Annotated in this window: 20 protein-coding genes, 1 tRNA gene and 1 pseudogene; 18 read left to right on the forward strand and 4 right to left on the reverse strand. The window is 58.0% G+C overall.

The window, feature by feature from the left end:
• Positions 1-364: integrase core domain-containing protein (locus tag AKU94_RS16360; RefSeq protein ID WP_157056586.1), on the forward strand; the 364-nt coding region annotated here is incomplete at its 5' end.
• Between the two features lie 401 nt (positions 365-765).
• Here the strand turns inward: AKU94_RS16360 and AKU94_RS16370 are convergent.
• Positions 766-852, reverse strand: a tRNA-Leu gene (locus tag AKU94_RS16370).
• A gap of 212 nt (positions 853-1,064) precedes the next feature.
• Here AKU94_RS16370 and AKU94_RS16375 point away from each other — a divergent pair.
• A complete protein-coding gene (locus tag AKU94_RS16375) occupies positions 1,065-1,763 on the forward strand; it encodes a CoA transferase subunit A (RefSeq protein ID WP_050528343.1) in 699 nt (232 codons plus the stop codon).
• Between the two features lie 2 nt (positions 1,764-1,765).
• Positions 1,766-2,395, forward strand: coding sequence for a 3-oxoacid CoA-transferase subunit B (locus AKU94_RS16380; protein ID WP_050528344.1), 630 nt, complete (start codon positions 1,766-1,768; stop codon positions 2,393-2,395).
• A 33-nt stretch (positions 2,396-2,428) separates the two neighbouring features.
• Here AKU94_RS16380 and AKU94_RS16385 read toward each other — a convergent pair whose 3' ends face one another.
• Together AKU94_RS16385 and AKU94_RS16390 are read right to left on the reverse strand one after the other, a co-directional pair.
• On the reverse strand, positions 2,429-3,301 hold the full coding sequence (locus AKU94_RS16385) for a lytic transglycosylase domain-containing protein (RefSeq protein ID WP_232295788.1): 873 nt from the start codon (positions 3,299-3,301) through the stop codon (positions 2,429-2,431).
• The gene (locus AKU94_RS16390; protein WP_050528345.1) at positions 3,298-3,477 is read right to left on the reverse strand and encodes a hypothetical protein; all 180 of its coding nucleotides are present in this window, start codon (positions 3,475-3,477) and stop codon (positions 3,298-3,300) included. The genes AKU94_RS16385 and AKU94_RS16390 overlap by 4 nt, the downstream gene beginning before the upstream one ends.
• Positions 3,478-3,713: 236 nt before the next feature.
• On the opposite strand from AKU94_RS16390, the gene AKU94_RS16395 reads away from it, so the two are divergent.
• From AKU94_RS16395 to AKU94_RS16455, 13 genes and pseudogenes are all read left to right on the forward strand, one after another.
• A complete protein-coding gene (locus AKU94_RS16395; RefSeq protein WP_050528375.1) occupies positions 3,714-3,917 on the forward strand; it encodes a Flp family type IVb pilin in 204 nt (67 codons plus the stop codon).
• A gap of 192 nt (positions 3,918-4,109) precedes the next feature.
• The gene (locus AKU94_RS16400; protein WP_050528346.1) at positions 4,110-4,304 is read left to right on the forward strand and encodes a hypothetical protein; all 195 of its coding nucleotides are present in this window, start codon (positions 4,110-4,112) and stop codon (positions 4,302-4,304) included.
• Between the two features lie 42 nt (positions 4,305-4,346).
• Positions 4,347-5,195 (forward strand): Flp pilus assembly protein CpaB, encoded by an 849-nt coding sequence (gene cpaB, locus AKU94_RS16405; protein ID WP_050528347.1) that lies wholly within the window; start codon positions 4,347-4,349, stop codon positions 5,193-5,195.
• Positions 5,196-5,431: 236 nt separating this feature from the next.
• The gene (locus AKU94_RS16410; protein WP_050528348.1) at positions 5,432-6,841 is read left to right on the forward strand and encodes a type II and III secretion system protein family protein; all 1,410 of its coding nucleotides are present in this window, start codon (positions 5,432-5,434) and stop codon (positions 6,839-6,841) included.
• A 4-nt stretch (positions 6,842-6,845) separates the two neighbouring features.
• A complete protein-coding gene (locus AKU94_RS16415; protein ID WP_050528349.1) occupies positions 6,846-7,481 on the forward strand; it encodes an OmpA family protein in 636 nt (211 codons plus the stop codon).
• A 266-nt stretch (positions 7,482-7,747) separates the two neighbouring features.
• Positions 7,748-9,018 (forward strand): annotated as a pseudogene (locus AKU94_RS16420) (AAA family ATPase).
• A gap of 25 nt (positions 9,019-9,043) precedes the next feature.
• Positions 9,044-10,501, forward strand: coding sequence for a CpaF family protein (locus AKU94_RS16425; protein ID WP_050528350.1), 1,458 nt, complete (start codon positions 9,044-9,046; stop codon positions 10,499-10,501).
• A gap of 9 nt (positions 10,502-10,510) precedes the next feature.
• On the forward strand, positions 10,511-11,479 hold the full coding sequence (locus AKU94_RS16430; RefSeq protein ID WP_050528351.1) for a type II secretion system F family protein: 969 nt from the start codon (positions 10,511-10,513) through the stop codon (positions 11,477-11,479).
• A gap of 10 nt (positions 11,480-11,489) precedes the next feature.
• A complete protein-coding gene (locus tag AKU94_RS16435) occupies positions 11,490-12,464 on the forward strand; it encodes a type II secretion system F family protein (RefSeq protein WP_050528352.1) in 975 nt (324 codons plus the stop codon).
• Positions 12,465-12,476: 12 nt separating this feature from the next.
• Positions 12,477-13,043: a tetratricopeptide repeat protein gene (locus tag AKU94_RS16440; RefSeq protein WP_408633708.1), complete on the forward strand. Its 567-nt coding sequence runs from the start codon at positions 12,477-12,479 to the stop codon at positions 13,041-13,043.
• A 28-nt stretch (positions 13,044-13,071) separates the two neighbouring features.
• Positions 13,072-13,929 (forward strand): tetratricopeptide repeat protein, encoded by an 858-nt coding sequence (locus AKU94_RS16445; RefSeq protein ID WP_050528353.1) that lies wholly within the window; start codon positions 13,072-13,074, stop codon positions 13,927-13,929.
• Positions 13,929-14,417, forward strand: a complete 489-nt coding sequence (locus AKU94_RS16450; protein ID WP_050528354.1) for a prepilin peptidase — start codon at positions 13,929-13,931, stop codon at positions 14,415-14,417. The genes AKU94_RS16445 and AKU94_RS16450 overlap by 1 nt, the downstream gene beginning before the upstream one ends.
• Before the next feature lie 72 nt (positions 14,418-14,489).
• The gene (locus AKU94_RS16455) at positions 14,490-15,806 is read left to right on the forward strand and encodes an ATPase (protein ID WP_050528355.1); all 1,317 of its coding nucleotides are present in this window, start codon (positions 14,490-14,492) and stop codon (positions 15,804-15,806) included.
• 34 nt (positions 15,807-15,840) lie between these two features.
• Here the strand turns inward: AKU94_RS16455 and AKU94_RS16460 are convergent, their stop codons facing one another.
• A complete protein-coding gene (locus AKU94_RS16460; RefSeq protein ID WP_050528356.1) occupies positions 15,841-17,475 on the reverse strand; it encodes an MFS transporter in 1,635 nt (544 codons plus the stop codon).
• A gap of 136 nt (positions 17,476-17,611) precedes the next feature.
• Here AKU94_RS16460 and AKU94_RS16465 point away from each other — a divergent pair, with 136 nt between their 5' ends.
• Together AKU94_RS16465 and AKU94_RS16470 are read left to right on the forward strand one after the other, a co-directional pair.
• Positions 17,612-18,829 carry an exonuclease SbcCD subunit D gene (locus tag AKU94_RS16465; RefSeq protein WP_050528357.1) on the forward strand — a complete coding sequence of 406 codons (1,218 nt, stop codon included), beginning with the start codon at positions 17,612-17,614 and terminating at the stop codon, positions 18,827-18,829.
• Between the two features lie 3 nt (positions 18,830-18,832).
• Positions 18,833-22,558 (forward strand): AAA family ATPase, encoded by a 3,726-nt coding sequence (locus AKU94_RS16470; RefSeq protein ID WP_050528358.1) that lies wholly within the window; start codon positions 18,833-18,835, stop codon positions 22,556-22,558.
• Positions 22,559-22,569: the final 11 nt, after the last annotated feature.

A 22,569-nucleotide genomic window follows, 5' to 3' on the forward strand; every position in this document is an offset into this window, starting at 1 on the left:
CAACCGCATCATCGAATGGCGTGGCAAGCCCGGCACCATAAGAGTCGGCAACGGCCCGGAATACATCAGTGGAAAGCTAATGAAATGGGCCGAGGAACAAGGGGTTACCATCCTACACATCCAACCCGGCAAACCTCAACAGAATGCTTACATTGAGCGCTACAACCGGACGGTCCGGCATGAATGGCTGGACCAATACATCATCGAAAGCATAGAGGAGGCACAAGATCACGCCACGCAATGGCTATGGACATACAACAACGACCGCCCGAACATTCCTCTCACGGTTTGCTTGCAAACCGTTGCCGGACAGCGGGGCATCGGCGGCATCACTCCCGCCCAGAAACTGAAAATGGCCGCGTAAGTTCTACGGATGCACCTCGTTAAAAAGGGGGGGATTACCGTTGCGCTTGACGATAGGTTTAAGAATTCTTCTGTAGAGTGGGATTTTTTAGCCGTCTCTAACAGCTTCACGCGTGACGCTGAATTGGAGGCCAAGCAGACCGGAAAGCCTCGGGGTCTTGTACTTGAACTTGATGATCCCAGAATTCGAGTATGGGCTAAGACTTGGGGGCAGATCATAGACGAGTGTCAAGGTCGCCTGACATTCTTTAAACGCGGGCTAGAGTATGAGGCAAATGACGAGCACGCGTTGCGCTACTTAAGCAACATAAGTGACGAATACCTGAGTGACGAAGTACGCCAAAAGATCTCAAAACTCGCAGCGGAATAATAAGGTGCAGGTCATTGTAATAAATATGAATTTGGTGCGGGCGGTGGGACTCGAACCCACACGGGGACAAGCCCCAACAGATTTTAAGTCTGGTCTGTCTACCATTCCAGCACGCCCGCATCTGACGCTTTTTCCTATGCACCGGCCATAGCGACCGGTCGGGCAAAAAGCCAGTCCCCCCTGATAATCCCGCAATCGCCTCCGCTTCAAGCGGTTTTCCTCTATTTTTCCGAAATCACGTTCCAATCACATGAAACCGGGCCGTCAGTGCAATTGACTTCATCTCGGGGCTGGGCCAAAACTTCGGCTATCATATTGCGGGGGAGCTTCTGTGAAGAAGATTTATAAAGACGCATCATCGGCGCTGGACGGCGTGCTGTTTGATGGGATGATGATCGCCGCCGGTGGCTTTGGCCTTTGCGGCATTCCGGAACTGCTGATTTCTGCTATTCGGGACGCGGGCACCAAGGGGCTGACGGTTGCCTCCAATAACGCAGGCGTTGACGGGTTTGGCTTGGGCGTTTTGCTTGAAACCCGGCAGGTCAAAAAGATGATCTCCTCTTACGTGGGGGAAAACGCGGAATTCATGCGCCAGTATCTTAGCGGAGAGTTGGAGCTGGAATTCAACCCGCAGGGCACCTTGGCCGAGCGGATGCGCGCTGGTGGTGCCGGTATTCCCGGTTTCTATACCAAGACCGGTGTTGGCACCGTGATTGCCGAGGGCAAGGATGTGAAGGTCTTTGACGGGCAGGAATACATCATGGAAACCGGCATCGTGGCCGATCTTGCCATCGTAAAAGCATGGAAGGCCGACCCCTCGGGCAACCTTGTGTTCCGCAAGACGGCGCGCAACTTTAACCCCCCCGCCGCGACCTGCGGCAAAATCTGCGTGGCAGAGGTCGAGGAAATCGTGCCAATGGGCGCGCTTGATCCCGACTCCATTCACCTGCCCGGCATCTATGTGCACCGCATTGTTCAGGGTGAACACGAAAAGCGCATTGAACAGCGCACCGTCAGAAAGGCTTCTTGATCATGGCTTGGGACCGGAACCAAATGGCGGCGCGCGCCGCACAAGAACTGCAGGACGGCTGGTATGTGAACCTCGGGATAGGGATTCCGACCTTGGTGTCCAACTACATCCCCGAGGGGGTCGAGGTGACGCTGCAATCGGAGAACGGCATGCTTGGCATGGGCCCCTTCCCGATTGAGGGCGAAGAGGATGCCGATCTGATCAATGCGGGCAAACAGACCATCACCGAGCTGCCACAGACCGCCTACTTCGATTCTGCGCAAAGTTTTGCGATGATCCGGGGCGGCAAGATTGCGATGGCGATCCTTGGCGCGATGGAAGTGGCCGAGAATGGCGATCTGGCGAACTGGATGATCCCCGGCAAGCTGGTCAAGGGCATGGGCGGTGCTATGGACCTTGTTGCCGGTGTCGGCCGTGTGGTTGTTGTGATGGACCATACCTCCAAACACGGCGATTCCAAGCTGCTCAAGGAATGCACCTTGCCGCTGACGGGGAAATCCGTGGTCGACCGTATCATCACCAATCTGGGTGTGCTGGATGTGGTTGAGGGCGGTTTGCGCATTGTCGAATGCGCCGATGGCGTCACTGAGGACGAGCTGCGCGCGGCAACCGAGGCGACCATCGTCGCTTAAACATTCAAAGGGCGCGCAGATCGTGTGCGCTCTTTATCCCCCTGCCGCGATTACCTTGAACACACAGGGGTCACTCACAAGCTCGGGCGGGGTCAGGCACAGCCCCTGCGCCACCTGCCACGCCGCCAGCACCTTGGGCACGTAGTCGCGGGTCTCGGCATAGGGGGGCACCCCGTCATTGGCCCGCACGGCCCCCTCCCCCGCGTTATAGGCCGCAAGCACCATTAACGGGTCGCGGTCAAACTCTGCCATCAGCCAGTTAAGATAGGCCACGCCGCCCTTGATGTTTTGCGCCGCATCCGTGGCATCGGTCACGCCGAACCGTTCAGCTGTGGCAGGGATCAGTTGCATCAACCCCTGCGCACCGGCCGAGCTGACAGCATCTGCACGTCCGGCGCTCTCAACCCCGATCACCGCCAGAACCAAAGCCGGAGAGACATTGGTCCCGATCGTTGCTTTAAGTATCTCGGTGCCGTATTTCCCGGCCACCTCTTGCATGTGCTGCAAACGCGGGGCGCGCACCGATGCCCCCGCCGGACCCTTGGACAGGCTGGCCATCGCCAGTGTAAAGCGTCCATCCCTTGCGGTCTGAACGGCCGGAACCGCATCCCAGTACCAAGCATAGCTGGCAGATGGGGCAAGCGCGGCCCCTTTTACAGTCGGTGCCAGGATTTCGGGAATCGCCTGCGGGGCCACCACCAATCGTTTGGCCTGGTCTGCCGGGTCAATCTGTACGGTAATGCGCGGGCCGACCCTGTTGGTATCTACCTTAACGCGACGGGCCGAAAAGTCATCCTGATAGGGCGCGGTTTGCGCCAGCGCCATAACAGGCATACCCAAGCCGACGATTATCGACAGGGCAAGCAAAAGGGGGACAACCCGCTTTACCATGTGAATACTGCTCATTTTCTTTTCTTTTTTAGATAATCGCAGGATTCACCCTCACACGCTAGGATTTTGATAGCAAAACCGGCGACAAGGGCCGAAACCGGCGCGATTGTCACAATGGTTGTTTCAAACTCTTCAAAGAATCTCGGCTTTTCCACCACCGTCAATGCGCAGCCGCACCGGGCGTTAATCATAATCTGCCCTCAAATATCCGCTGAAAGGGCCTGAAAAGGGTTAATGTTTCGCTAATGGAACCGAGCGTTTCCATAACGTTAATTATATCAAGAAACGACCCAACCCTTGCCCCAATCGCGCCATGTTTAAAGGGGTATATAGGGTCATACCGCAACGGCAGCGAAGCAAACGAAGACCCGCTGCTTGAAAACGGTTTCGATCTGAACCAACGATATCCATGAAAGGGATCAATACCATGCAAATCAAAACATTCATCCGCAAGTTTTTCAATGACGAATCCGGTGCTGTGACTGTGGACTGGGTCGTCCTGACCGCAGCGATTGTCGGCCTTGGCATGGTCGTGATGACCCTCGTTGGCGGCGGCATCGAAGATATGGGCCAGAACGTAGCTGATACCCTAGGCGAACAAGCAATCGGCTACGTGTCTGCTGAGGATTAATCGGCCACACTACTGCCGCTTGAACGCGAAAAACAAGGCCGCATCCGGAAGGGTGCGGCCTTGGTTGGTGCGAAACATCGATGATCCCTAATGTCTCCGAAACTAGAAAACGCTAGTTGACCCAGCATATTTCATGCCCGGGTTCAGGGTCGGCCCCGGTTCAGATGGTCATCGAGAGCAGAGGGATGATCAATGGCAAATTTACTTATCAAGTTTTTAAAATCTGAAACCGGCGCGATTACGGTCGACTGGGTGGTTTTAACCGCAGCAATCATTGGCCTTGGTATGATTGTGTTAATGCCTATCGCTTATACCGCAGATAGCTCCGCTGAAAAAATCGGTGACCAGATCGGCGAGATGGAGCTGGGTTATACCAGCAGCAGATAGGAACCGGGGTCTATGGCCCTGAAGCATTAAGGGGATCGAAATATGCGCATGATATTCGGACTTGTCCTGCTTGTCGGGCTGGCTCTTGCCGGGGCGGCGGTATGGATGGTGCAAGGCTATGTCAGTCAGGCCCAAGTCGAGGTCGCGCGCGAAAAAGCCTCCCGCCTTAAGCTGGGGGAGTTGATTGAAGTTTATGTCGTCACCAAAACCCTGCCCTACGGCGTCCCCATCACCAAAGACGATGTGCAGCTTGCAACTTTTCCGGTTAAATCTCTGGCCAAAGGTGCCTTTCTGACCGAGGAGGCCCTGTTTCCCGGCGGCGAAAAGCAACCACGCTATGTTTTGCGCCAGATGGAAAAGCTGGAACCGGTCCTGGCCGTTAAAATCACGGAGCCGGGGGCGGCCCTAGGCCTGACGTCACGTCTGTCAAAGGGCAAGCGCGCCTTTGCCATAAAGGTGGATGTCTCCTCGGGTGTGTCAGGCTTTGTCCAGCCGGGCGACAATATTGACATCTATTGGACTGGATCCACCCCGGAAAGCCGGAACAATTTTACCCAATTGATTGAAACGGCTATCAAAGTGGTCGCGGTTGATCAGGCCGCCAACAGTGATCGCAGTGCCGCGACCGCCATGATCGCCCGCACCGTTACAGTCGAGGCAACGCCACAACAGGTCGCACGCCTTGCCCAAGCGCAAGCAACCGGCAGCCTTTCGCTGTCGCTTGTGGGCGCGGGCGATGAGACAATCGTTGAAAGTGTCGAAGTAGACAGCGCAGATCTTTTGGGTCTTCACACCGCAGAACCCGTCAAGGTAGAGCGCGAGAAGGAATGCACAATTAAAACCCGCCGCGGCGCAGAGGTGGTGGAGATGCCGATTCCCTGCACTAATTAGGCCGCATAGAATCTACCGGATTTAGTGGGCAGGCACTCTTAAAACCACCTTGGGTTGCAGGCTCTGCGTCCCCTGTTGCAACATATCCACATCAAGAACGCGCTTTAAGGTTTTGATTCTTGCAATAAAACCAAAAGACCTACAAAATGCACTCAAGATGGGCATTTAGACCTATCGCTCTGGCGTGCCTGTTTTCAGGCATACCCGATACCGAGGCGCGATTGAAAGGCAGTGATATGAGAATGCAGACCCTTCTGAGGGCTACGGCACTTGGCCTTGCTCTGCTCCAGCCCGTTTATTCCGGAGCGCAGGCCCAGAGCCTGCGGGTCATGAGTGGCGCACCTTCGCGGGCCTTGCAGGTTCCGATGAACCGCGCCGTGGTGGTTGAAAGCGATACCGCCTTTGCCGAGCTTTCCATCGCAAATCCCGGCATTGCCGATATTTCTACCCTCTCTGAAAAGTCGATCTATGTATTGGGCAAAGCGCCCGGCCGGACAACAATGACCCTTCTGGGGGCGGATGGGCGACTCATTTCCAACGTTGAGGTTCATGTCACCCCCGACATCGCGGAATTCAAAGAACGCCTGAGGCAGATTCTTCCCGGTGAGCAGATCGAGGTTCGCACCGCCAATGATGGCATCGTCCTGTCTGGCACTGTTTCCAGCACGGCCAAACTCGACCGCGCGCTGGATCTGGCCAACAGATATGCCCCCGAACGGGTCTCTAATTTAATGAGTGTGGGCGGAAACCAACAAGTCATGCTTAAGGTACGCTTCGCCGAAATGCAGCGCTCCGTCTCCAAAAGCCTCTCTGCCTCACTCGGGCTTAACGGTTCAATCGCCGGCGGTGATGTCGGCACCAAGGGCGGATCAGGCGTTTTTACGGATGGCAGCGCGCTTGACGGGGCCTTTTCGGGCGGGAGCTACAGTTCCCCCGCGGGCACCAATGGCAATATGACCCTTGGCTTTTCCGCAGGCAGCCTGCAATTTGCGGTCTTGCTGGAGGCGCTGGAAAGTAAGGGGGTTGTCCGCACGCTGGCCGAACCAAACCTGACCGCGCTGTCGGGGCAAGAGGCCAAATTTCTGGCGGGTGGCGAATATCCGATCCCGGTGTCTGGCGGCGATGGCACGGTTACCATTGAATATAAACCCTTCGGCGTAGAGATGAACTTTACCCCCGTGGTGGTTGATGGCGATGTGATCAACCTGACGATCAACGCCTCGGTATCCTCGATCGACAACTCGGTCACGCTGGAGGCCGGGGGCTTTACGATCAACGCCTTCAAACGGCGCGAAACTTCAACCACCGTGGAAATGCGCGACGGGGAGAGCTTTGCCATTGCCGGGTTGTTGCAGGACGACTTTCGGAATTTGAACGGACAGGTGCCGTGGCTGGGCGATATTCCCGTGATCGGTGCGCTGTTTCGCAGCGCCGAGTATCAGCGGGCGCAGTCGGAACTGGTGATCATCGTCACCCCGCATCTGGTGACTCCGACCCGAGGTGAGGCGCTGGCGCTTCCGACCGACCGCGTCAGACCCCCGACCGAGCGTGAGTTCTTTCTCTTTGGCAAAGTTTCCGGCACAGGTGCGGCCGGTGAAGTTGCCCGACAGGATTTCAGCGGTTCCTATGGCTATGTGATGGAGTAAGCGGATGCGGATTTCGAAACTCTTTTTGGGGGCATCCCTCCTGACACTGGCCGCCTGCGGTCCAGGCTTTGACCAAGAAATTGGCGGCGGTGCCACAGATTTCGGCAATGCCACAATGAACAATACCCTGATCCAGTCTGGGCAAAAGGACTATGCAATTGCCTTGGCGGGCCGTTTCGCGCGTGAAGTGCCCTCAACAATCACATTCGCTTTTGATTCAGCACATCTGGATGCAAGATCGGTTTCCATCCTGCGCCAGCAAGCGGATTGGATCAAGGCGTTTCCCGAGGTACGGTTCCGCGTCTATGGCCATACCGATCTGGTCGGGACGTCAAGCTATAACAAGGCGCTCGGCCTGCGGCGCGCCAAGGCTGTGGTGGCCTATTTCGCAAGTCAGGGCATCAGTCGGGACCGGCTGGAAGCGCTTGCCTCTTTTGGCGAAACCCGCCCGCTGGTGCAAACCGCTTCACCGGAAGAACGCAACCGTCGCACCGTCACCGAAGTGTCCGGTTTTGTGAAAAATCATCCGACCGTGTTGAATGGGAAATATGCTGCCGTGATTCACCGGGAATATATCGACCTTGCACGACGTCCCCATCCGGCAAATCAGATCATCCAAACGCAGACCAACCCCGGCTAGGCGCTTTGAGGGCAGGCAGGGTTGATTCTGTGCCTGCATCTTAGACCTATCAGGGCGGGTTATAGTGATAACATGGTTACTATTTTGCAAAAAACCCGAAAGAAGAGCCTTTTAGCCCCAATATCGCCAAGATTGTCCACCATCTTACCCGGAATGAGGCCAATTGCGCAGCGGTTGGCGGCGGGGTTTTTCCACGCTCTAGCGACCGTTTTGTCAATTTTGCAAACGCGATTTAGGGTGGACCCGCTTTTAAAGGGCATACCAAGATGACAAGTGTAGCAAACCTCCATCCCGATCCGACCCCGATTGTGGCCTGCACAATATCGCGCGATGTGCAAAACTTCGATCTTCTGATTGACGATATGGAAATTGAATTGGGCGAGAGTTGGGGTGACCTCTCTTTTGAGGACGCCCCTGTCTTTCTGAACCAGCCAGAATCGGGAAGTCTGGAGTTTGTTGCGATCGCAGTAGATGGTGATGATGTACAGGTTCTGGACCCGATCGCGAACCTTATCACCCAGGCGAAATCCAATGACATCAAGGTTATATTGATCGCACATGATGTTAACCCGGTCGCCCTGCATCAGCTGCTGCGTCTGGGCGCCGATGACTTTGTCCCCTACCCTTTGCCGGAAGGGGCGCTGCATGATGCAATCGCCCGGATGCGCCGCGCCACGACCGAGGTCGCCTCTGACCTTCCCTATCCAGAGGCAGAGCCTGACCCCGAGAACAGGCCCAGCCTCAAGGCCGGGGGCGACCACGAAGGTGTGGTCTTGCCGGTGCACGGTATGGCGGGTGGCGTTGGTGCATCAACATTCGCATGCAATTTGGCATGGGATCTGGCGACCGTCAGCAAAACGGATGCCCCCCGTGTTTGCCTTTTGGATTTTGATTTCCAGTTCGGCGCGGTTTCGACCTATCTGGACCTGCCACGTCGCGAGGCGGTGTTTGATATTTTGCAAGACACCGAAGGGGCCGATACCGAGGCCTTTTTGAAATCCATGCGACCTTCAACGACAAGCTGCATGTCTTTACCGCGCCGCCTGATATGCTGCCGCTGGACATTGTGCAGGGTGAGGACATCGACCGCCTGATCGATATGGCACGGCAAAACTTCGATTTTGTCATCATCGATATGCCCTCTACGATTATCAGCTGGACAGAAACCGTTCTGACCCGTGCGCATATTTACTTCGCCTTAATGGAACTCGATCTACGCTCGGCACAGAACGTTCTCCGCCTCGTGCGTGCCCTCAAGGCAGATGCGCTGCCGTCAGACAAGCTGCGCTTTATCTTGAACCGTGCGCCGAAGTTTACGGATCTGTCCGGCAAAAGTCGGGTTAAACGAATGGCTGAAAGCCTGGATATCGACATCGAAGTGCAGCTGCCGGACGGGGGTGCCCAAGTAACGCAGGCCAATGATCACGGGCTGCCCTTGGCGGAATCTTCTGCCAAGAATCCGATGCGCAAGGAAATCCAGAAGCTGGCAAAGTCTTTGTATGATCTGAACAAATCAGCGGAGGCGGCCAGAGGATAAAAACGACTGAAGGGGTGCATAGACCATGTTCTCGCGTTACAAAAAGACCGCCGAAGCCGCTCCAAAAGCTGCAAAATCCGCTGCGGTCTCAGCGTTGCAACCGGTTGAGACCCGGCCCGCGGCACCCGAGCCGAAACCCTCAGCCCCAAAGCGTACCGCGCAAGTCACCATCCGCCCATCCGCTGAGGCGGTTGCCGTAGACAAAGAGAAAAAGCGCAAAGACCGCTTGATGGAGCTCAAGGTAGAGCTGCATAAAAAACTGCTTGAAAACCTGAACCTTGCCGCCCTCGAAACCGCGTCAGAAGCCAACTTGAAGGCCGAGATTTCTGCGATCGTTTCCGAAGCGCTGGATGAGATGTCGGTCGCATTGAATAAGGACGACCGCACGATCCTCAATCAGGAGCTCTATGACGAGGTCATGGGCCTTGGCCCGCTGGAGACCCTGCTCAAGGACGAAACGGTTAACGACATTTTGGTGAACGGGCCAAAACGTATTTTTATTGAGCGGGCGGGCAAACTTACCCTGACAGACATCACCTTCAAGGATGAGCGTCATTTGCTGCGTATCATCGACAAGATTGTCTCGGCCGTCGGGCGCAGGGTGGACGAATCCAATCCCTATTGCGATGCACGTCTGGCGGATGGCAGCCGCTTCAACTGCATGGTGCCCCCCGTCGCGGTAGATGGCAGCCTCGTCTCCATCCGGAAGTTCAAGAAGGACAAGCTGGGCGTCCCCGATTTGGTCAGTTTCGGCGCCTTTACCGAGGAAATGGCTGCCTATCTGCAAGCCGCGGTTTCCACCCGTCTGAACATCATCGTCTCGGGCGGAACGGGTTCGGGAAAAACCACCACGCTCAATGCTTTATCCTCTTTCATCGATAATTCCGAACGGGTGTTGACGATTGAGGATACCGCCGAATTGCAATTGCAACAGATCCATGTCGGGCGCATGGAAAGCCGCCCCGCCAACGTTGAGGGCAAGGGTGCTGTGACCCAGCGGGATTGTCTGCGCAACGCACTGCGGATGCGCCCCGACCGGATCATCGTCGGGGAAACCCGCGGCGAGGAGGTCATAGACATGCTACAGGCTATGAACACCGGTCACGACGGGTCCATGACCACCATCCACGCCAACTCTGCCCGTGATGCAGTATCGCGCCTCGAAAATATGATCGCAATGGCCGGGATCGAGATGCCGCTAAAAGCCGTCCGGTCCCAGATTTCATCCGCTGTAAATCTGGTGGTACAGGCCAGCCGTCTTCAGGATGGCACCCGCCGAATGACCTCTATCACCGAGATCACCGGGATGGAGGGAGAGGTCATTTCCATGCAGGAAATCTTTCGATTCGAACGGCTTGGCCTTGCACCGGATGGCGCGATCATCGGGCGTTTCAATGCCACTGGCGTGCGGTCGCATTATTCCGAGCGTTTCCGCCAATGGGGCTATGACCTGCCCGCATCCATTTATGAACCCATCGTCTAAGGACAAGCCATGCAATTCAGTGCAGCCCCTCTGATCTACATTCTGATTTTCGTGGCCGTTCTTGTGCTGGTCGAAGGTCTTTACCTGACGGTGTTCGGCAAATCCATCAGTCTGAACAGCCGTGTCAGCCGCCGTTTGGAGCTTTTGGAAAAATCCGGCAATCGTGAACAAGTTCTGGAGCAGCTTCGCAAGGAAATGGGCCAACACCTGAAGGCCCGCGGCATCCCGCTTTACTCTATTCTGGCGGCCAAGGCGCAAAAGGCAAACATCGCGTTTTCCCCCCGGCAGCTGGTGTTGATCATGGCAGGTGTGTCCGTTTTTGCCTATCTCGGCCTTACCATCGGCACCGCAGCAGAACCAGCCGTGCGCGCCGTTATCGCCATCGCGATGGGCATCGGTGGCGTCTACACTTGGGTCGCGCGCAAAGCAAAAGCGCGCATGGATCTAATGGATGAGCAATTGCCCGATGCGGTGGAACTTATGGTGCGCTCCTTGCGCGTGGGGCATCCGTTTTCATCGGCTATCAATATTGTCGCAAAAGAGGTCGCTGATCCTTTGGGCACCGAATTCGGCATCATCGCAGATGAGGCGGCATATGGGCGTGATATATCCGAATCGCTCAAGGAATTTGCCGAACGCATGGACAGTCAGGATCTGCGGTTTCTGGCTGTTGCAGTCACCATTCAGCAAACGTCGGGCGGCAATCTGGCCGAGATTTTGCACGGGCTGGCGCAAGTAATTCGCGCCCGGTTCAAGCTGTTCCGCCGTGTGCGCGCGATCACGGCCGAGGCGAAATGGTCCGGTATGTTCCTTTCCGGTTTTCCTATCGTTGCCCTTATCGGGATTCAGGTGATCAAGCCAGATTACTATGACAACGTCAAAGAGACTTCTGCCTTCATTCCCGCCGCTTTGGTGGTGGGGGCATTTCTTGTGATCAACGTGATCTTCATGAAGATCATGGTCAATATCAAGGTATAGGATTGGGAATATGTTTGCGACGATTCAGCAGATGCTTGTCGACAAGCTTGGTCCTTTGGGCCCGCTCTTTGTGGTTGGCGGGCTCGGGTTTGTTTTGGTACTGGTGGCATTGCCCGTTATAATGCGCAAGCCGCCTGAGCCCTTTGACAAGATCAAACGCCAGCGCGACACATATAAGGCACCTAAAGAGGCCGGCCTGCGTATGGGCGGCAATGGTGGTGCCAGCGAAAAACTGCAGAAATACTCTACCTTTCTGGAACCGCAAAACGCCGAAGAACTTTCCGCATCCCGATTGAAACTCTTGCGCGCTGGCTACCGGGCCAAAAATTCTGTGCAGCTTTTCCATTTTTTGCAGTTGGTATTGGGGGTCGGGCTTTTGTCACTTGGCGTCATCTATGCCCTGTTCCTGCAAAGTCAGGGGGATGTCTCAACCCAGATGCTTGTGATTTGTACCATCGGACCGGGTGCAATCGGGTATTATATACCACAATATTGGGTTCAGCGCCGCATCCAGCAGCGTCAGGATGAAATCGTATCCGGTTTTCCCGACGCGCTGGACATGATGTTGGTCTGCGTTGAGGCGGGCCAATCGCTGGATCAATCCATCATGCGTGTGGCAAAGGAAAGCCGCGCCGGCTATCCGGCACTGGCTGATGAATTCGACACAATCGCCCATGAGGTAAAGGCCGGCAAGGAACGCATCGCAGTGTTGAAGGATATGTCCGAACGGGTTGGCATTGCCGATGTGTCGTCCTTTGTAACAACGCTGGTACAATCGGCCAGTTTCGGCACCTCTATCGCTGAGGCCCTGCGTGTCTATTCTGCCGAAATGCGCGATAAACGTGTCATGCGCGCCGAAGAAAAAGCAAATACCTTGCCCACCAAGCTAACCCTCGGCACAATGCTGTTTACCGTACCGCCCTTGATGATCATCCTGATCGGGCCGTCGGTTCACGGGATTACCAAAGCGCTTGGCGGGGGCTGAACACTGACTATGATACGGCGACCATTTGTTTTGATCTTGGGGATGGTCCTGCTGGCCGCCTGTCAGTCGACGCAAGGTCTCTCTGCCGCGGAACGTGCGCGCAATGCGCCCCCTTCGGCCGACGCCAAGGCCAAGGGTATTGACGGGTTGCTGGTCGGGCACCGACTGATGGAAGCACAGGAATTTGACCTTGCGCTGCGCGCCTATTTACGTGCTGCAGCTGAACAGGGCATGACCGCCGATGTCCTTTCCGCGATAGGATCGGCCAATTTGCGCTTGGGTCGTCTGGGTCAGGCGGAAACGCTTTTGCGTCAGGCGGTCAAGGCGGATCCCACCTCCGTTCCGGCCCATAACAACCTTGGCGTGGTATTGATGGAGCGCGGCAAACTTGGCGAGGCCCGCGCAGTTTTCCAACAGGCCTATGCGCTGGATAGTGGCGGTTCAGACTCAATCCGGGAAAATCTGCGGCTTTCTATCGCGCGCAGCACGGCCGCTGTGTATGATGAGGGGACACAAAACCACGACTTTACCTTAGTGCGGCGGGACCAAGGCCAATATGTCCTCCTCTCCCAGCTCTAAGACCTCGAGCAGCAATAAAGGACGCAAAATGCGCCACCCAGTCTTTTTCGCCCTGTGCTTTGGCGCCATGGTTGCTTTGTCAGCCTGCCAACAGGCATCCCAATCCGAGGTCAACCGTGCCGTGAAATCGGTAAACGTGATTGATGAATCCAACCTCAACGACATTATGCTTACCGTGGGTGACCCGAACGAATCCGTTGCCTATTTCCGCAAAACGGCGGCCGAGAGCCCCGACCGTGTTGACCTGAAGCGCGGACTTGCCAAATCCTTGGTCCGCGCCAAAAAACCGCAAGAGGCCGCAAGCGTTTGGGCAGAGGTCATGCGCGACCCTTCTGCCACCGCGAATGACCATGTCGCATATGCCGATGCGCTGATCCGGTCCAACAACTGGAAACAGGCCGAGGCTGAGCTGAACAAAATCCCCCCCACCCATGAAACCTTTGAGCGTTACAAGCTGGAGGCGATGGTTGCCGATTCAAACAAAAACTGGAAAAAGGCCGATAGTTTTTACGAGATCGCGGCAGGGCTGACCACTACCCCCGCCGGCGTCTACAACAACTGGGGCTATTCCAAGCTGACGCGCAGCGATTTCAAGGGGGCGGAAAAGCTGTTCTTTGACGCGCTCACCTATGATCCGTCGCTGTTCACGGCCAAGAACAATCTCGTTCTGGCCCGCGGCGCGCAACGTCAATATGAGATTCCCGTGATCAAAATGACCCAGACCGAACGTGCGCAGCTTCTGCATACGCTTGCCCTGACCGCTATCAAACAAGGCGATGTGCGGATCGGAAAAGGCCTGCTTCAAGAGGCGATTGACACCCACCCCCAACATTTTGATGCTGCTGTGCGCTCATTAGAGGCCTTGGATGCGAATGTGACAAACTGATGCAAATGACCCTTCCCCAACTGATCTGGTTCCTACCCTTCACCCTGCCCATCGCGATCTGGGTGTCATGGTCGGATATGAAGTTCATGAAGATCCCGAACAAAGCCGTTATCGCCTTGGCCTTGGTCTATCTTGTCGTCGGCCCCTTTGTCTTTCCGCTTGGGGTTTGGGGCTGGGGTTGGGCACTGATGGGTATTGTGCTTTTGGCAGGCTTTATCGCAACTGCGGCCGGGCTGATGGGCGCGGGTGATGCGAAATTTGCGGCCGCGATGGCACCGTTTTTCGCCACCGCCGATGTGCGCATCGTCTTTGCGCTTTTTTCGGCCTGCCTGCTAGGCGCCTTCACCAGCCACCGCCTGATGAAACGCGTGCCCCGATTCCGGGCTGCCACCAATGATTGGGAGAGTTGGACAAACAAGGATTTCCCGATGGGGCTGGCGCTTGCGGGGACTTTGATCTTTTACCCGTTACTTGTCGCACTTATTTAAGGCGTTTTCACCCTTTCGAAACGCTTCTTCCCGCAGGATAGCCACGAGCTTGATCCAAAACGGGTAGACCTGATGAACGTTCAGACAGTGCCGCCGAATGTCCTTGCCCCGCCGCCGCCCAAAACCCTGGCAGAGGTCGGGATTTCCATGGTGATGATGCGAGATATCTTGTTGAAAACAATGTTTCGCACCAATCTTGATGTCACCTCCGGGGTTGCGCGCGCTGTATCGCTGCCCGTTCAGCTTACACAAGAATTGATTGACCTCGCCAGAAGTCAGCGCCTGCTTGAGGCGACGGGTACATTACACGCGACATCCAGCAGCGAGATGGGCTATCAGTTGACCGAGGCCGGCAAAGCCCGCGCGCTGGATGCACTGACGCAGTCAGAATATTACGGCGCGATGCCGATCCCGCTGGCCGATTACCGCGTTCAGGTAGAGCGACAATCCGTCCGCAACATCCGCCTGACCCGCGAACAGCTTACCGCCGCCATGGGGCATCTGATTTTGCCGCCCGACCTTTTGTCAAACCTTGGCCCGGCGATCACATCGGGCCGTTCCATCCTGATGTACGGGCCACCCGGAAACGGTAAGTCCAGTATTTCCAACGGGATACGGGATGCCATGGGCGACAAGATTTATGTCCCCCGCGCCTTGGAATATGCGGGCCAGGTGATCACACTTTATGACCCCATCGTCCATTCCGCCGCTGAGGAGGCGATTGACAACCCCAACTCCCTGCGCCGAACTTCCAACCGTTTCGACAATCGCTATGTCTATTGTGAGCGCCCGACCGTAATCACCGGGGGGGAGTTATCGCTGGACATGCTTGATCTGACCTATAATCCCACGGCGCGAACCTATCAGGCGCCGTTGCAACTGAAATCCACGGGCGGGATTTTCATTGTGGACGACCTTGGCCGTCAGGCAGAGCCGCCGCAAAAACTCGTAAACCGCTGGATTGTCCCGCTGGAAGAAGGCAAGGATATTCTCGCCTTGCAGTCAGGCGAAAAATTCACCGTGCCCTTTGATACATTGGTCATCTTTTCCACCAACTTCCATCCCAATGAGATTTTTGACGGGGCGGCCCTACGACGTATTTTCTTTAAAATCAAAATTGACGGGCCGGATCAGGCGAATTTCCTAAAGATTTTCGCGATGGTCGCACGGGCCAAGAAAATGCCGCTGGATGAACAGGCGATGATGCATCTGATGAAGGTCAAGTTCCCGACCATTCAAAACGTCTATGCCAACTACATGCCAAAATTTCTTGTCGAGCAGATGATGGCAATCTGTGACTTTGAAAACAGCCCATATCACATGACCCCCGACCTCATCGATCGGGCCTGGGGCAATATGTTTGTCAAGGCAGAGAAGATTGATCACTAGGCCGCTGGCCTTGCGGCACAGAACCTCCCCTTTGCTACCCCGCTACCTCATCGGATGGATCTTTGCGCGGTGTGTCATCACGCAAGGATATCGCCTGCCGCTCAATCATGCGGTGGACCTTGGGTCGCTCTTGCCCCCGGTGCAGCTTTAGCACCTGTTCGTAGGATTCAGCATCGGCCTGTGTACGGCGCTCATGGTGGCGGACATATTCGACCCAGGTTGGAACATGGTAGGTTTCTGTCCAGACATCCGGGTTTTCAAGGTCACGCAACAACGTCCATTGCTGCGCACCGTCGCGGATTCTGATACGCCGCCGCGTGCTCATCACCGCCAAAAATGCGCTGACATCCTGCTGGGCGATTTCATAGTCGACCATGATCATGATCGGGCCACTGCGTTGTTTCAACTCCAACCTCAGCGGGGGTTCTTTAAAGGTATTCAATGGGTTGAGATCAAGCTCCGAGGAATCCGGCAGGGGAAGTTTCAACCCGACCAAGGCGCCAAGAACCAGCAAGGCGGCGGCCAGAAACATCGCAAGGCTCGCACCAAAATTTTCGGCGATGATGCCCCAAGCCCAGCTTCCGCCCGCCATGCCGCCAAACACCCCGGTCTGATAGAGCGCAAGCGCCCGACCGACGACCCAGCGCGGCGTCGACAGTTGCACCGTCACATTGAACAGGGACAGGGCCAAAACCCAACTGCCGCCGGCAAACAGCAGCGCCGCACCGCTGATCACATAGTGACGGCTAAGAGCCAAGGTGGTACAGCTCACGGCAAAGGCAAGGAATGCCGATTGGGTGATACGCTCGTTCTGGAAACGCGCGCGCAGGCGGGCATTCATCAACGCGCCCCCGACCGCGCCCATGCCGAAACATCCCAGAAGCACGCCATAAACAAACGCCCCGCCTTGCAACAGTTCCCGTACAATCAACGGCAGCAACGCCAGCACGGCAATGGCGGACAGGCCGAACAGAAAACCGCGAAAGATCACTTTTATCAAATTGGGAGACATCGCCACATAGCGCAGCCCCGCAAAAAACGCACTGCCCATCCGTTCGCGCGGCAAGCGTCGTTGCGGCGTCGGGCGACGCCAGAACCAAAGTGCTGCGATAATCCCGACATAGCTAAAGGCGTTCACCGTAAAGGCCGCCGCGGCCCCCGCAATCGCCACAATCGCCCCCCCCGCCGCAGGGCCGACGCTGCGCATCAGGTTGAACCCCATGCTGTTCAACGACACCGCCGCCGACAGTTCATCACGCGAAACGATATCACCCATGGAGGCCTGCCAGGAGGGGTTATGCAATGCCGTCCCGCAGCCGATCAAAAAGGTGAACGCCAGCAACAGCCACGGCGTCAGCATCCCCTCATAGGCCATGACGGCAAGCACGGTTGAGACGGCCAGCATGAAGGATTGCGCGATAAGCATGACCTTGCGACGGTCAAAATTATCCGCAAACACGCCTGCCAAAAGCGAAAAAATCATGATCGGAAGCGTCACCGAGGCTTGCACCAGCGCAACCATGCTTTGCGACTCGGTCAATGATGTCATCATCCACGCCGCCCCGACGGCCTGCACCAGCCCCCCGAAGTTTGAAGCAAGGGCAGCAATCCAGAGCATCCGGAACGTCTGGTTTTGAAAAAGCGTCAGTGTCGATGTAGTTTGCGGCACAAGGCGCTCCTTTCCCCGACCCGTCGTTACAGCAATTGATACCGTTGTTACAGGATCAGAGCAACTGCCCGCCCATAGAGGAGTTCACCTTCCTTGCGTGACAGTATATCACCAAGCAACCCTTCAAGGAGCCGTCATGCGCATATTGCACACCGCCGATTGGCACATCGGCCAGACCCTGAACGGCTTTGACCGCGAGGCCGAACACCGCGCCTTTCTGGATGCTTTGGCTGAGGTGATCGTGACCGAAGAGGTCGACGCGCTTTTGGTCGCGGGTGATGTCTTTGACGGCATCAACCCCTCGGGTCAGGCACAGCGTTTGCTTTACGCCGCCATCGCGGATTTCCTGCGCCGCCGTCCCGGCCTGACCATTGTGATGATCGCAGGCAACCATGACCCTGCCGCCCGTCTTGAGGCCCCCGAGGCCGTCCTGCGCGCCTTGGGCGTTCATGTCTTGGGCAGCCTGCACCGCGATGGGGCCGCGGTCGATATGGACCGTCATCTGATCCCGCTGACGGATGCGAACGACACCCCGCGCGCGCATGTTCTGGCCATACCCTATCTGCGGCTAGGGGATTTGCCGGGCTATGCGGTGGGGATGCAGGGCGATGGTGAAAGCGCCGTGGTGACCGCCGTGCGCGCGCTGCACGCGGGCATGGTTGCGCAGGCCCTGCCCCGCACGGGCGGGCTGCCGCTCTTGGCGATGGGGCATCTGACCTGTGCGGGCGGGCTTGAATCTGAGGGTGCCGAGCGCCGGATCCTGATTGGCGGCGATCATGCGGTGCCGCCTGAAATCTATCCCAGCGGGCTGGATTATGTCGCCTTGGGCCATTTGCACCGTGCGCAGAACCTCGATGGTGGGCGGGTGCGCTATTCCGGCTCTCCCTTCCCGCTTTCGGCCAGCGAGATCGCCTATGACCATGGCGTCACGCTTGTGGATCTGGACGCAGGACCGCCGCACCGCCATATCCCGATGCCGCGCCCCGTGGCCTGTCTGCGGCTGCCAACGGCCGGATTTGCGCCGCTGGAACAGGTGGAAACCGCGCTCATAGCACTTGACCTTGACGCCGGGACGCCTGCGGGCTTGCGCCCCTTTGTCCATATCGCGCTGATCCCCGACCGGCCCATGCCCACCTTGATGGCCGAGGTTGAGGCCCTGCTGGACCGCCACCCCGTCCGCCTCGCCTCGCTGCGCATCGACCGCAGCACTGCGGAACAGCCAGAGGCGCCCCCGGCCTCATTGGCCGATACCACACCCGAGGATCTTTTCCGCGCGGCCTTTCGCCAGACCCACAGCCTTGATCCCGACAACAGCCATCTCAGCGCCTTTCGTGACGCGCTGTCCGAGGTATAGCCGATGCGCATCCTGTCTATTTCCGGCCAGAATATCGCCAGCCTTGCCGCACCATTCGAGATCGATTTTACCGCCGAGCCGCTGCACAGTGCCGGCCTTTTTGCCATCACCGGCGAAACAGGGGTCGGCAAATCCTCGATCCTCGATGCGATGTGCCTTGCCCTTTATGGCGAGGCCCCGCGCCTGACCTTGGGCGGGTCAAAGGACGATGTGCCCGATGTCGGCGCCGACACGATCAAGGCCCAGGACGCGCGCTCAATCCTGCGGCGGGGCGCGGCGCAAGGCTGGGCGGCGGTCAGCTTTGTCGGCCTCGACGGTGTCGCCTATAAGGCCGTCTGGACCGCGCGCCGGGCCCGCGACCGCGCCACCGGCAAGCTGCAAGCCGTGCAGCGCAGCCTGAGCCGCATCGCCGATGGTCACGTTCTAGCCAGCCAGATCACCGCCGTATCCGAGCAGGTGCAGATGCTCAGCGGCCTGTCCTATGATGAATTCCGCCGCACCGTTTTGCTGGCGCAAGGCGATTTTGACGCCTTCCTTAGGGCCGAAACCAACGACCGCGCCGCCTTGCTGGAAAAAGTCACGGGCACCAAGCTTTACCGCGACATCTCCGCCCGTATCTTTCAGCGCACCGAGGCCGTGCGCGGGGTCTATGACGGCCTGATCCTGCGGCGCGGCGAACATCGCCTGCTGACGGATGAGGACCGCGCAGCCCTTGAAGCGGAACGCGAAACCCTTGCCACGCAAAGCGATGCGGCGCACGCCCTGCGCAAGGCCCATACCGCCGATCTGGATCGCCACGCCCGCCATGCCAATGCCAAGGCCAAGCTGTTGGCGGCACAGACCGCCGAGACACAGGCCCTTGCCGCACAGGCTGGTGCTGCCGCTGATCGTGACCTCTTGCACCGGATCGAGGCGGCCGAACCCCTGCGCCTGCCGTGGGAAAATGTCAAAGCCGCCGAAGAGGCCCGCACCAACGCCGAGGCCGCCCTTGCCGATGCCATCACCGCCCTGACCGCTGCCGAGGCCACGACCGCAGAGCGCCAAGCTGCGGCCACCCGCGCCCAACAAGCCCAAGCCGAACGTGAGCAGGAATTCAAGACATTCGGCCCCCTCTGGACCCGTGCGGCGCAATTGGACACGCAGATTCTTTCAGCCCGCCAAGAGGCTGCGAATGCCTCAGACACCGCCAAAACCGCGACGTCCGAGGCCGCAACCGCCCGCCAAAATGCCGTCGATCTGCTGTCAGCACATGCCAAGGCAGGCCAGTCACAGCAAGAGGCGAGCAACCTTCTGGCCACCCTCGGCGCGATTGCGCCCCTCGCGGATCAAAGGGACCAACTGATCCGGGATCTAAGCGCCCGCGACACAGCCGATAAAGCCCATGCCGATGCCACGGCCCGAGCCCGAGCGCTGGCCCAAAAAGCCACGGTCTTGGCCGCTGAAATTTCGCAATGCGATGCAGCCGATAATAAGGATCGCGATCAGCGCGACAGCCTGACGACACAAATCGCCAAACAGGCATCCCAAATTGCCACGATTGAGGCCAGCGCACCACAAGAGCGCGTTGAGACCTGTTCCAGCCTGATCGCCGCCCTGACGGCACTGGACGCGGCGCAGCAAAACCACTTGGCGGGACAAAACCGCATCGACCGCGCCCAAACAGCCCATGCCAAAGCCACATCTGATGCCGAGGCCGCAGCCCTTGCGCGCGCCGCCGCCCTTGAGGCCGAAACGCGGGCGGATGCCACGCTGCAGGCCCTCGCCGCCCCGATGGAACGTGCCGATCTTGCCGTGACCGAGGTTGCCCGCCAAATGCGCCTGCGCCTTGAGGCCGGGACCCCCTGCCCCGTCTGTGGCGCGACCGATCACCCGACCGCCTCGGATGCTGCCATTGCCAGCCTCGCGGCACAGTTGCGCTCAGATCAGGACGTCGCCCGTGTCAATGCCAAAGCCGCCCGCGACAGCGTGAAAGAGGCCGACACAAATGCCACGCTGGCCCGCGTGCAGAGGGAACAGGCCGAGACCGAGATTGCCACTGGCATCAAAGACTTGCACCGCGCTGCGACCGCGTGGCAACAGGCCTTTGACCAAGCCACAGCGACCGAAATCTGCCCGCCGTTGCCCGCGACGCCCCAAGCGCCCACCCCCTCGGTTGCCGTTGCCATTGCCCAAGGTGAAACCATGCGCCTTGCAGCCCGTGAAGAGACGCGCAGCCTCTCGGCCCTGCGCAAGAGCCATTCCGAGACGATGCAGCAACGTGACGCGCTGACCCTTGCCATGGAACAACGCACACAGGCCAAGGCAGCACTTCGCGAAGACATAGGCAAAACCGCACAAGAACAAGCGCTTGCCGATCAGACCGCTAGCCATCAACGCCAGCGGAAAGAGGCGCTTGATGCCACGCTGCTGCCGCTTCTGGAAAGGTTGGCAGAATCCGCGTCGGCACTGGACGATATCGCGGGCCTGCAACAGCGGATTGAAGAAAAACTGGACACGTTTACCACCGCCCGGGAGGCCTTGACGGCCGCCGACACCCGTCTTGCCGAGCTTACCCCCCGACTTGCAACGGCGCAATCGAGGGCCGAACAGGCAACGGACCGCGCCGATCAAGCCGCGCAGATGGCCACATCACGGCGCAATGCGCTCTGTGATCTGACCGAGCAGCGCGCCCGACTTCTGGGCGGGGAGCCTACCGAAACCCACCGCACCCGCATCAACACCGCCCGGCTTGACGCGCATACATTGGCCGAGGCAACCGCCCGCACCCTTGCCGAGGCAAGCACCCGCACTGGTACCGCTTTGGGTCAGAAGAGCGCGGCCCTTGCGGCGCTGGACAAGGCCAGCGCCAATGTGAGCCATCGCCAAAATGCCCTCAACGCGGCCCTCATCGAATCCGAGCTGACGGCACAAAGCCTTGGCGCTTTGCTAGGCCGTAAGCGCACCGAGGTTGAGGGTATTCGACGCGCCCTGCGTCAATATGACGAGGCGGCAACCGCGGCCAAAGCGACCAAATCCGCGCGTCAAACCGATGTTTCCCTAGCCGCCCAAGACCTGCCCGAAGCGGACGTCGAAACCCTGACTGACGCGCTCAACAGCCTCGATCTGGCCCAAAGCGCCCGTCAGGAACGTATCGGCGCGATCACCGGACAGTTGGGTGCGGATGCCGAGGCCCGCAAGGCGCTACAGGGGCTTGAGGCAGAAATCGTCACCGCCAAAGCCGATCTTGAGGTCTGGCAGGCGGTGAATGCCGCCGTCGGCTCACGCAGCGGGGATAAATTCGCGCGCACCGCCCAGTCGATCACCCTTGATGTGCTGGTCGACCGCGCCAATCACCATCTTGCCGATCTCAAACCGCGCTACCGCTTGCGGCGAGCAACCGATCTGGCCCTGCATATCGCGGACCGCGACATGGGCGGCGAGACCCGCGCCACCCGCAGCCTTTCGGGCGGCGAGCGGTTTTTGGTCTCCTTGGCGCTGGCCTTGGCTCTGTCACGGATGGGCGGCAAGGGCGGATTGGCGGCAACGCTGTTCATCGACGAGGGCTTTGGCTCTTTGGATGCCGAAAGCCTCGATCTTGCCATCGACGCGCTGGAAACCCTGCAATCGCAGGGCCGCAGCGTCGGCGTCATCAGCCATGTTGAGGCGATGAAGGACCGAATCCCCGTGCAAATCCGCGTCAAACGTCAAGGCAATGGCAAAAGCAGCGTGCAGGTGGTTGCGCCAAAATAGCGGCTGAACCG

This window comes from Pseudorhodobacter aquimaris (assembly GCF_001202025.1).
In the GTDB taxonomy this organism is placed as follows: Bacteria; Pseudomonadota; Alphaproteobacteria; order Rhodobacterales; family Rhodobacteraceae; genus Pseudorhodobacter; species Pseudorhodobacter aquimaris.

What these genes read in the sequence shown, in the direction of transcription:
- AKU94_RS16455 (WP_050528355.1), top strand. Translation starts at nt 14,490, where the DNA reads ATGAACGTTCAGACAGTGCCGCCGAATGTCCTTGCCCCGCCGCCGCCC.
- AKU94_RS16395 (WP_050528375.1), top strand. Translation starts at nt 3,714, where the DNA reads ATGCAAATCAAAACATTCATCCGCAAGTTTTTCAATGACGAATCCGGT.
- AKU94_RS16435 (WP_050528352.1), top strand. Translation starts at nt 11,490, where the DNA reads ATGTTTGCGACGATTCAGCAGATGCTTGTCGACAAGCTTGGTCCTTTG.
- AKU94_RS16430 (WP_050528351.1), top strand. Translation starts at nt 10,511, where the DNA reads ATGCAATTCAGTGCAGCCCCTCTGATCTACATTCTGATTTTCGTGGCC.
- AKU94_RS16450 (WP_050528354.1), top strand. Translation starts at nt 13,929, where the DNA reads ATGCAAATGACCCTTCCCCAACTGATCTGGTTCCTACCCTTCACCCTG.
- AKU94_RS16390 (WP_050528345.1), bottom strand. Translation starts at nt 3,477, where the DNA reads ATGATTAACGCCCGGTGCGGCTGCGCATTGACGGTGGTGGAAAAGCCG.
- AKU94_RS16445 (WP_050528353.1), top strand. Translation starts at nt 13,072, where the DNA reads ATGCGCCACCCAGTCTTTTTCGCCCTGTGCTTTGGCGCCATGGTTGCT.
- AKU94_RS16385 (WP_232295788.1), bottom strand. Translation starts at nt 3,301, where the DNA reads ATGAGCAGTATTCACATGGTAAAGCGGGTTGTCCCCCTTTTGCTTGCC.
- AKU94_RS16465 (WP_050528357.1), top strand. Translation starts at nt 17,612, where the DNA reads ATGCGCATATTGCACACCGCCGATTGGCACATCGGCCAGACCCTGAAC.
- AKU94_RS16410 (WP_050528348.1), top strand. Translation starts at nt 5,432, where the DNA reads ATGAGAATGCAGACCCTTCTGAGGGCTACGGCACTTGGCCTTGCTCTG.
- AKU94_RS16400 (WP_050528346.1), top strand. Translation starts at nt 4,110, where the DNA reads ATGGCAAATTTACTTATCAAGTTTTTAAAATCTGAAACCGGCGCGATT.
- AKU94_RS16470 (WP_050528358.1), top strand. Translation starts at nt 18,833, where the DNA reads ATGCGCATCCTGTCTATTTCCGGCCAGAATATCGCCAGCCTTGCCGCA.
- AKU94_RS16425 (WP_050528350.1), top strand. Translation starts at nt 9,044, where the DNA reads ATGTTCTCGCGTTACAAAAAGACCGCCGAAGCCGCTCCAAAAGCTGCA.
- cpaB (WP_050528347.1), top strand. Translation starts at nt 4,347, where the DNA reads ATGCGCATGATATTCGGACTTGTCCTGCTTGTCGGGCTGGCTCTTGCC.
- AKU94_RS16415 (WP_050528349.1), top strand. Translation starts at nt 6,846, where the DNA reads ATGCGGATTTCGAAACTCTTTTTGGGGGCATCCCTCCTGACACTGGCC.
- AKU94_RS16380 (WP_050528344.1), top strand. Translation starts at nt 1,766, where the DNA reads ATGGCTTGGGACCGGAACCAAATGGCGGCGCGCGCCGCACAAGAACTG.